Annotated in this window: 7 protein-coding genes and 5 pseudogenes; 5 read left to right on the top strand and 7 right to left on the bottom strand. The window is 47.9% G+C overall.

Going from position 1 to position 9,384, the window contains the following annotated elements; translation table 11 throughout:
• From BFF42_RS05275 to lipA, 3 genes and pseudogenes are all read left to right on the top strand, one after another.
• Positions 1-326: pseudogene (locus BFF42_RS05275) on the top strand (IS1-like element IS1B family transposase); the annotation flags it as partial.
• A gap of 73 nt (positions 327-399) precedes the next feature.
• Positions 400-1,352, top strand: a pseudogene (locus BFF42_RS05270) (YbeF family transcriptional regulator).
• A gap of 208 nt (positions 1,353-1,560) precedes the next feature.
• A complete protein-coding gene (gene lipA / locus BFF42_RS05265; protein ID WP_000042617.1) occupies positions 1,561-2,526 on the top strand; it encodes a lipoyl synthase in 966 nt (321 codons plus the stop codon).
• Positions 2,527-2,626: 100 nt separating this feature from the next.
• Here the strand turns inward: lipA and tatE are convergent, their stop codons facing one another.
• Both tatE and BFF42_RS05255 read right to left on the bottom strand, forming a co-directional pair.
• Entirely contained in the window at positions 2,627-2,830 is a 204-nt protein-coding gene (tatE, locus tag BFF42_RS05260) for a twin-arginine translocase subunit TatE (protein WP_000503931.1), read from the bottom strand.
• Between the two features lie 128 nt (positions 2,831-2,958).
• On the bottom strand, positions 2,959-3,747 hold the full coding sequence (locus BFF42_RS05255; RefSeq protein ID WP_012421580.1) for a deaminated glutathione amidase: 789 nt from the start codon (positions 3,745-3,747) through the stop codon (positions 2,959-2,961).
• 92 nt (positions 3,748-3,839) lie between these two features.
• Between BFF42_RS05255 and crcB the strand changes: the two genes are divergently transcribed.
• On the top strand, positions 3,840-4,223 hold the full coding sequence (gene crcB / locus BFF42_RS05250; RefSeq protein ID WP_000939749.1) for a fluoride efflux transporter CrcB: 384 nt from the start codon (positions 3,840-3,842) through the stop codon (positions 4,221-4,223).
• Positions 4,224-4,277: 54 nt separating this feature from the next.
• Here the strand turns inward: crcB and cspE are convergent, their stop codons facing one another.
• Complete coding sequence (gene cspE, locus BFF42_RS05245) at positions 4,278-4,487, bottom strand: transcription antiterminator/RNA stability regulator CspE (RefSeq protein WP_000034825.1); 210 nt, start codon at positions 4,485-4,487, stop codon at positions 4,278-4,280.
• A 174-nt stretch (positions 4,488-4,661) separates the two neighbouring features.
• Positions 4,662-5,222, bottom strand: a pseudogene (gene pagP / locus BFF42_RS05240) (lipid IV(A) palmitoyltransferase PagP).
• Between the two features lie 589 nt (positions 5,223-5,811).
• Between pagP and dcuC the strand changes: the two are divergent.
• The gene (dcuC, locus tag BFF42_RS05235; RefSeq protein WP_039059034.1) at positions 5,812-7,197 is read left to right on the top strand and encodes an anaerobic C4-dicarboxylate transporter DcuC; all 1,386 of its coding nucleotides are present in this window, start codon (positions 5,812-5,814) and stop codon (positions 7,195-7,197) included.
• Positions 7,198-7,237: 40 nt separating this feature from the next.
• Here the strand turns inward: dcuC and dpiA are convergent, their stop codons facing one another.
• The 3 genes and pseudogenes from dpiA to BFF42_RS05220 all read right to left on the bottom strand — a co-directional run.
• Complete coding sequence (dpiA, locus tag BFF42_RS05230) at positions 7,238-7,918, bottom strand: two-component response regulator DpiA (RefSeq protein WP_000126500.1); 681 nt, start codon at positions 7,916-7,918, stop codon at positions 7,238-7,240.
• Positions 7,887-9,077, bottom strand: a pseudogene (dpiB, locus tag BFF42_RS05225) (sensor histidine kinase DpiB); the annotation flags it as partial. The pseudogene dpiB and the gene dpiA, both read right to left, overlap by 32 nt.
• A 15-nt stretch (positions 9,078-9,092) precedes the next feature.
• Positions 9,093-9,384: pseudogene (locus BFF42_RS05220) on the bottom strand (IS1-like element IS1X2 family transposase); the annotation flags it as partial.

The following is a 9,384-nucleotide window of genomic DNA, read 5'->3' as shown; positions in this document are numbered from 1 at the left end:
TTTACGCGTATGACAGGCTCCGGAAGACGGTTGTTGCGCACGTATTCGGTGAACGCACTATGGCGACGCTGGGGCGTCTTATGAGCTTGCTGTCACCCTTTGACGTGGTGATATGGATGACGGATGGCTGGCCACTGTATGAATCCCGCCTGAAGGGAAAGCTGCACGTAATCAGCAAGCGATATACGCAGCGAATTGAGCGGCATAACCTGAATCTGAGGCAGCACCTGGCACGGCTGGGACGGAAGTCGCTGTCGTTCTCAAAATCGGTGGAGCTGCATGACAAAGTCATCGGGCATTATCTGAACATAAAACACTATCAATAAGTTGGAGTCATTACCTAAGATTATTGTAATTTTTTAAATATTATTTTTCCATGAATAAAATTGGAGTAAGTGCGTGGATAGTAATAATCAAATTGAACCCTGTTTAAGCAGAAAGTCGTCAGAAGGTAAACCACAAATATTTACAACCTTACGAAATATTGCTCTTAACCTTCTGACTATTTTTGAAGCTGTATATGTACATAAAGGGATCGTTAATGCAGCGAAAGTGCTTAATCTGCCCCCCTCGGCAATCAGTCAGTCTATTCAGAAACTGCGCGTTATATTCCCTGACCCATTGTTTATTCGCAAAGGCCAGGGTGTCACTCCTACCGCATTTGCGATGCATCTACATGAGTATATCAGTCAGGGCCTTGAGTCCATTCTTGGCCGCTGGATATCGAAGGAAGCTATGATAAGCAACGAACGATAACTATTGCGACCACTCCCTCGGTCGGAGCCCTGGTCCTTCCTGTCATCTATCGGGCGATTAAAACTCACTATCCGCAGCTTTTACTGCGCAACCCGCCCATCAGCGACGCGGAAAACCAACTCAGTCAGTTTCAAACCGATCTCATCATCGATAACATGTTTTGCACCAATCGTACGGTGCAACATCATGTTCTGTTCACCGACAATATGGTGTTAATTTGCCGCGAGGGAAATCCACTACTCTCTTTAGAAGATGACAGAGAGACTATCGACAACGCTGCGCATGTACTTCTGTTACCGGAAGAGCAAAATTTCAGCGGTCTGCGGCAGAGAGTTCAAGAAATGTTTCCGGACCGGCAAATCAATTTCACCAGCTACAACATTTTGACAATCGCTGCACTGGTTGCCAACAGTGACATGTTAGCGATTATTCCCAGCCGTTTTTATAACCTGTTTAGCCGCTGCTGGCCGCTGGAAAAACTGCCTTTTCCGTCCTTAAATAAGGAGCAAATAGATTTCTCTATCCACTACAACAAATTCAGCCTGCGTGATCCCATCCTGCACGGAGTAATAGATGTTATCCGTAATGCATTTTGAAAAAGTATTGTTACAGCCAGATCACAGCGCAGAACGATAAAATGGCACAATCCAACAACAATTTTACATTTTCGCGACCGCTTTGGCTGCTTTCAGGTCCGTTTCAATGATATACTGCCAGTCGTTAATTCAAAAATAGTTGATAATTACAACAATCTATTGAATTGAAACGCTTTCCTTCGTAATTCGCAACTGGAACACGCACGCTATGAGTAAACCCATTGTGATGGAACGCGGTGTTAAATACCGCGATGCCGATAAGATGGCCCTTATCCCGGTTAAAAACGTGGCAATAGAGCGCGAAGCCCTGCTGCGCAAGCCGGAATGGATGAAAATCAAGCTTCCAGCGGACTCTACACGTATCCAGGGCATCAAAGCCGCAATGCGCAAAAATGGCCTGCATTCTGTCTGCGAGGAAGCCTCCTGCCCTAACCTGGCGGAATGCTTCAACCACGGCACAGCAACGTTTATGATCCTCGGCGCTATTTGTACCCGCCGTTGTCCGTTCTGTGATGTTGCCCACGGTCGCCCGGTAGCTCCTGATGCCAATGAACCAGTGAAACTGGCGCAGACCATTGCCGATATGGCGCTGCGTTATGTGGTTATCACCTCCGTTGACCGTGATGACCTGCGCGATGGCGGTGCCCAGCACTTTGCGGATTGCATTACTGCCATTCGGGAAAAAAGCCCGCAAATCAAAATTGAAACTCTGGTGCCGGATTTCCGTGGTCGTATGGATCGTGCTCTGGATATTCTGACTGCAACGCCACCAGATGTGTTCAACCATAACCTGGAAAACGTACCGCGTATTTACCGTCAGGTACGGCCTGGTGCAGATTACAACTGGTCGCTGAAGCTGCTGGAACGCTTTAAAGAAGCGCATCCGGAAATCCCGACCAAGTCTGGTCTGATGGTGGGACTGGGTGAAACCAATGAAGAAATTATTGAGGTAATGCGCGACCTGCGCCGTCATGGTGTGACGATGTTAACGCTGGGGCAATATTTGCAGCCAAGCCGCCATCACCTGCCGGTTCAACGTTACGTTAGCCCGGATGAGTTCGACGAAATGAAAGCCGAAGCGCTGGCGATGGGCTTTACCCATGCTGCATGCGGTCCGTTTGTCCGCTCTTCTTACCACGCCGATTTGCAGGCGAAAGGGATGGAAGTTAAGTAATCCTGTAATAATTACTTACATCTGTCTGATAAAAAACCCACTTTTTGAAGCGGGTTTTTTGTATCGAACAAGATATTGAGGGAGCGTCCTGCTCGCCACGTCACTCTTTATGAGAGAGCTTTTCAGCCTGAAGATCAACGTCTGCGCCTTTTTTCGCCGCAGCATCATCATCATTCATCGCCTTCTTGAACCCTTTAATGGCCGCTCCAAGGTCTCCACCCAGCGTACGTAACTTCTTAGTCCCAAACAGCAGAACGACCAGCGCCGCAACTACTAGCAGTTTGGTAATACTAATCTCACCCATAGATACCTTCTTGACATATAACCGGCAACAGAACGCGCCTTAAAAACCAGAGAATATTAACGGTCATTCGACGCGCGCACACAATAGCAATCTGTAACAAGGTGAATCAAGCGCCGAGTAAAAAAACATCATAATAATTGCGGCGGCGCAAAGCGACGGTTGTTTAAGACGGGCAGTTGCGCGCGCACCTGACGCACACGTTCGGGCGTCACTTCCGCCATAATGAGTGCAGGCATTTCTGACGCTGCCGCAATGGTGACGCCAAAGGGATCTATAATCCGGCTTTGCCCGATATTTTTGTTCCCGCACTCGCCCGCCGCCACCATATAACAGGTGGTATCCAGCGCACGAGCGGCAAGCAACGTTGACCAGTGATGCTCTTTGAGCGGCCCGCGAACCCAGGCGGCAGGAAGTACCAGGATTTCAGCTCCCTGTAATGCCTGTGCCAGCGCCAGCTCTGGAAAGCGTAAGTCATAACAGGTCATCAGACCGACCTTCATCCCTTCCACCTCCAGTAACGGAGCGATTTCATTACCAGCATCAACACGGCGTGATTCCTGAATGGCAAATGCATCATAGAGATACAGTTTGGCATAACGGGCGACGATGTTTCCTGCCTGAAGTGCCACCAGCATATTCCATGCGCGCCCCGGCGTTGAAGGAACATGAATCGTCAGAATTGTCGTCATCATGTTACGTTTACTTTCTCGCCGTAAACGTCCGAGGAATTCGCCTTCCAGCAGCTGTGCTGATTTAACCGATAGATCTGCATCATGATCATCGCGTGCCAGCAATGCTTCCGGCAGGACAAACAGCGATACGTCGTTTTCCGCCGCCTGCGCCATCAACGAGGCACAAATCTCAGCGTTCTTTTCCCACACAGATGTAACAGCAAACTGTCCTGCAGCAACCAGCATTGTCACCTCCTGTCAGAGTCGTAAAATTCGCCAACGACGATTATTCGGCGTTACACTTATCACTCATACAAATCAAATAGCAGGATTTTGCAGTGTTACAACTTCTTTTAGCAGTTTTTATTGGCGGTGGTACGGGAAGCGTGGCGAGATGGCTGTTAAGTATGCGATTTAACCCACTGCATCAGGCGATTCCGTTGGGGACGCTGACAGCAAACCTGATTGGGGCATTCATCATAGGAATGGGATTCGCATGGTTTAGCAGGATGACGAACATTGATCCAGTGTGGAAAGTATTAATCACCACCGGATTTTGTGGCGGTCTAACAACCTTCTCAACATTTTCGGCAGAAGTGGTGTTTTTGTTACAAGAGGGTCGCTTTGGCTGGGCATTACTGAACGTTTTCGTCAACCTTCTGGGGTCTTTTGCCATGACAGCACTGGCTTTCTGGCTGTTTTCGGCCTCAACCGCACACTAAAGACCAAAAAAAAAACCGCTGATTAAGCGGGTTTTGAATTCTTGCTGACGTATCTTACAGAGCGATTACGTTTGCAGCAGAAGGGCCTTTGGCACCGTTAGTGATTTCGAACTCTACGCGCTGACCTTCAGCAAGAGTTTTAAAACCATTAGTCTGGATTGCAGAGAAGTGTACGAACACGTCTTTGCTGCCGTCTTCCGGAGTAATGAAACCGAATCCTTTGGACTCATTAAACCACTTAACGTTACCTTTAATCTTAGACATCAAAATTACCTTTACATGAAAAATAGACACAAATGCTGTGTCGGTTACCAGTACACCAATTGTGGTACGCTTTGTCCAGTGCAACTTTACTAAAAAGTGATAAAAGTCGCGTTATTTTTGATGTTACTTATTTTAGCTATTGATTTTAAAGAAGTTACTAAAACTTCATTTGTCTCAAAACTGAAAGCGCATCCAGGCAAAGTACACATTGCCATTGTTGTAGGTACCCGGAATGTAGGTCATCTGAAAAGTCACTGGGCCATAACCCACGGAGGCCAATGGCAGTAGAACCGGGAGAGGGATGTAATTCCAGTTATCGCGTGCCGTTACGCCAGCGGTGAATCCCAGACCTAAATGAAAATTTTCATCCGCCAGCGGTCGCCAGGTACTTTCCCATCCGTATCCGGCAATCGGTTCCCATTTGTTCCACGAGTCCTTAAATGCCATGGCATACAGGCCATGCCAGTTTCCTTTTTCATCCCAACGCGACAGGCCAAAACCGCCACCCCACGGTCGCTCGTTATAGCGATCGGTTTTTTCTTTGTCGTAAGCGAAACGTGCATGCTAGGTGATGGCAGGAATATATAAATCATAATGTTCAGGCTGTTGCCAGGTTGGTGCAATATTTTCTCTAAACGTTGTCATCCACTCATCTGCGTTAGCAAAAACTTTACCAACGCTGATTAACTGAATAAAAACAAAGGAAAAGATAGCGACATATTTACTCACGTTCATTTGTGACCATAAAACATTTATCAAAAATCTACTACTAGCATAGCAAAGCTACAATTAACATAACCTTAATAGACCCAACATAAAGAATAATCTGAATAGCTGCTCTATTTATTTCCGCTTGTTCAAGTTAAATATTTCCGCGCATCGATTAAAGATGATGCGTCGTTTTCTGCGATGGGAATAGTCAAAAAAGAAAAACCAAGTCTTTTTTGATGATAAAATAAAATCAAGGAAAAATTATTTTATTTTTTAACGAGATACAACAATCATCTTAACGAAGTATATAATATATATCGTCAACCCATGCTCATATTAGATTATTTTTTTGAGCACACAGCCGCAGCTAACACCATTGCAATTAACAAATTTGCATCAATCCACCATCAATTATCACACATTATTATGTGATAATTGCCAACCGCTAAATATGCGTTTTGTTATCTATGTATAAAAACAGCAACTTCAATGTCTTAATGGCAGTTTTTCTTGATTTTAATCAGCATTCATCGCCAATTTATTGGGCATATTTTTTCCTTAAGCTTTAGGAATTTTTTATTATTTACTTTGGGGCCTGGAGACAGGAAAAATTATGCTGACATTCATTGAACTCCTTATTGGGGTTGTGGTTATTGTGGGTGTAGCTCGCTACATCATTAAAGGGTATTCCGCCACTGGTGTGTTATTTGTCGGTGGCCTGTTATTGCTGATTATCAGTGCCATTATGGGGCACAAAGTGTTACCGTCCAGCCAGGCTTCAACAGGCTACAGCGCCACGGATATCGTTGAATACGTTAAAATATTACTAATGAGCCGCGGCGGCGACCTCGGCATGATGATTATGATGCTGTGTGGATTTGCCGCTTACATGACCCATATCGGCGCGAATGATATGGTGGTCAAGCTGGCGTCAAAACCATTGCAGTATATTAACTCCCCTTACCTGCTGATGATTGCCGCCTATTTTGTCGCCTGTCTGATGTCTCTAGCCGTCTCTTCCGCAACCGGTCTGGGTGTTTTGCTGATGGCAACCCTATTTCCGGTGATGGTAAACGTTGGTATCAGTCGTGGCGCAGCTGCTGCCATTTGTGCCTCCCCGGCGGCGATTATTCTCGCACCGACTTCAGGGGATGTGGTGCTGGCGGCGCAAGCTTCCGAAATGTCGCTGATTGACTTCGCCTTCAAAACGACGCTGCCTATCTCAATTGCTGCAATTATCGGCATGGCGATCGCCCACTTCTTCTGGCAACGTTATCTGGATAAAAAAGAGCACATCTCTCATGAAATGTTAGATGTCAGTGAAATCACCACCACTGCTCCTGCGTTTTATGCCATTTTGCCGTTCACGCCGATCATCGGTGTACTGATTTTTGACGGTAAATGGGGTCCGCAATTACACATCATCACTATTCTGGTGATTTGTATGCTGATTGCCTCCATTCTGGAGTTCCTCCGCAGCTTTAATACCCAGAAAGTTTTCTCTGGTCTGGAAGTGGCTTATCGCGGGATGGCAGATGCGTTTGCTAACGTGGTGATGCTGCTGGTTGCCGCTGGGGTATTCGCTCAGGGGCTTAGCACCATCGGCTTTATTCAAAGTCTGATTTCTATCGCTACCTCGTTTGGTTCGGCGAGTATCATCCTGATGCTGGTATTGGCGATTCTGACAATGCTGGCGGCAGTCACGACCGGTTCAGGCAATGCGCCGTTTTATGCGTTTGTTGAGATGATCCCGAAACTGGCGCACTCTTCCGGCATTAACCCGGCGTATTTGACTATCCCGATGCTGCAGGCGTCAAACCTTGGCCGTACCCTTTCGCCCGTTTCTGGCGTAGTCGTTGCGGTTGCCGGGATGGCGAAGATCTCGCCGTTTGAAGTCGTAAAACGCACCTCGGTACCGGTGCTTGTTGGTTTGGTGATTGTTATCGTTGCTACAGAGCTGATGGTGCCAGGAACGGCAGCAGCGGTCACAGGCAAGTAAATAGTAATGCCGGAGGCAAGTTTCCTCCGGCTTTATCATGTCACCCACTGTGGTATATGCGTTGTGGTCTGCCAACTTTGCCGTGAACAATTTCAGCAATAATCAGATGGCGGCTGGCGCAATATTCAAGATAACGTCTGGCAGTGGTGCGGCTGATGGTCAGTGCCTGCGCCACCGTTTCTGCCGTATGTTGCACACCAGGCTCTTTAAACAGTTTTCGCACCGCGTTTAGCGTCAAGGGATCAATGCCGGTCGGCAGTTCGTCTTTAGGTTCACCGCGAGCATAGGCATTAAACATCTCATCAATTTGCTTCTGGCTGGCGCTATCAATACTTTCCAGCATATGTTTACGCTGGCGGAAACGGGTTAGCGTTTGCCCCAGCCGTTCATAGGCAATGGGCTTAATGAGATAATCAAATACACCACAACGTACGGCTTCAGACACCGTTTCCATATCGCTGGCTGCAGTGGTAAACACCACGTCGCCGGGATAATGCGCCTGCACCAGTTCATGCAATAAATTAATCCCTCTGCCGTCAGGAAGATAGTTATCGAGCAAGATTAGCCCCGGCTTAAAACGCTCGATCATCATTCGGGCCTGCGCCAGGTTTCCCGCCAGTAATATCTGACTGAATCCGGGAATGTGACGAATATATTCCGCATGCATCTCTGCCAGCGGCGTTTCGTCCTCAACGATCAATAGGGTTAATGGAGCTGTCATTAGGTTTCACTTTCGGAATATAGATTGAAAATAAGGTACCGCAGGGATCATTATCTTCGAGAGTGATAACACCACCGCAGCGCGTTACGTAGCTGGCAATCAAGTACAACCCAATGCCATGTTCACCGGGCTCGTCAGCACGCGTACTGACCCCCTGCTCAAATATTTTGTCTCGTAGAGACTCTGGAACGCCGCAGCCCTGATCGGCGACTTCAATCACCACATCATCGCCTTCATCGCTGAGGAATAATTCAACGATCTTGTTTCCTTCATCGCTACGCAGGCTGGCTTCGAAGGCGTTATCAAGTAAATTGCCCACAATGGCTGCAAACTCGGTGCTATCCAGTCCTGGCGGCAGTTGCGAAAGCTGGCTACCGGGGACAATGATCATTTTTAGCCCCAGTTCCCGGGCGCGCTGCACTTTACCAAAAAGCAGCCCCGCCACCTGGCGATCGGCAAACGCCTCGCGCAGGCTGTCAATAAGCTGTTGCTGGGCCTGAGACTCCCCCTGCACCATCGCCAGCACGCGATCATACTCTTTCATCTGCAACAGACCATTGAGCGTCGACATCCAATTGAGATGCTCGTGTCGCAATGTACGAAGGCTCTCAACGTATTGTTTTATTTGCGTCAGTTGCGCATTGAGGGTGGAAATTTCGTCTTTACTGCGAAAGCTGATAATGGCCCCCAGCAAATCATCACCTGAACGAATAGCTTCCCGATTGGCAATAACGCTCAGACCGTTAAAGTTAGCCACCACATCCTGACGTTTTTCATCAATCTGTTCGGTAAAGAAATCGGCGGGCCTGACCACTTCAGCAATGGGTTTACCCAACCATTGCCGTCCGGGGGAACTCAGCCCCAGCATCTTTCTTGCGTTACGATTGATGGCGGTAATGTAACCGTGCGGATCCACCGCAATCAGCCCTTCATAAACCGAACTAAACAGCGCCTCTTGCTGACGGACCACGCGTGCGATTTGCTTTGGCTCCATGCCCATCATCTGCCGACGGATATGCGCGGCCAGGAACCACGACAGCAACATCAGAATCCCTAACAGCACGACAAACACACCTGCCATCGGTAATAAAAACTCAGCCCGCCAGCTATCGATTTTACTCACCAGGTAGCCAATCGACACCACGCCGATGACTTTTCCGGTAATGACTCCAACTTACTGATAGTGTTTTATGTTCAGATAATGCCCGATGACCTTGTCATGCAGCTCCACCGATTTTGAGAACGACAGTGACTTCCGTCCCAGCCTTGCCAGATGTTGTCTCAGATTCAGATTATGTCGCTCAATGCGCTGAGTGTAACGCTTGCTGATAACGTGCAGCTTTCCCTTCAGGCGTGATTCATACAGCGGCCAGCCATCCGTCATCCATACCACGACCTCAAAGGCCGACAGCAGGCTCAGAAGACGCTCCAGTGTGGCCAGAGTGCGTTCACCGAAGACGTGCGCC

The sequence above is a fragment of the Shigella sp. FC1661 genome, from assembly GCF_001712525.1.
Taxonomy (GTDB): domain Bacteria; phylum Pseudomonadota; class Gammaproteobacteria; order Enterobacterales; family Enterobacteriaceae; genus Escherichia; species Escherichia coli.
The sequence above is the reverse complement of the archived record's forward strand: the minus strand, read 5'-3'. Positions and strand labels throughout refer to the sequence as shown.

Coding starts and splice junctions, on each gene's coding strand:
- dcuC (WP_039059034.1), top strand. CDS start 5,812: ATGCTGACATTCATTGAACTCCTTATTGGGGTTGTGGTTATTGTGGGT.
- BFF42_RS05255 (WP_012421580.1), bottom strand. CDS start 3,747: ATGCTGGTTGCTGCAGGACAGTTTGCTGTTACATCTGTGTGGGAAAAG.
- dpiA (WP_000126500.1), bottom strand. CDS start 7,918: ATGACAGCTCCATTAACCCTATTGATCGTTGAGGACGAAACGCCGCTG.
- cspE (WP_000034825.1), bottom strand. CDS start 4,487: ATGTCTAAGATTAAAGGTAACGTTAAGTGGTTTAATGAGTCCAAAGGA.
- lipA (WP_000042617.1), top strand. CDS start 1,561: ATGAGTAAACCCATTGTGATGGAACGCGGTGTTAAATACCGCGATGCC.
- tatE (WP_000503931.1), bottom strand. CDS start 2,830: ATGGGTGAGATTAGTATTACCAAACTGCTAGTAGTTGCGGCGCTGGTC.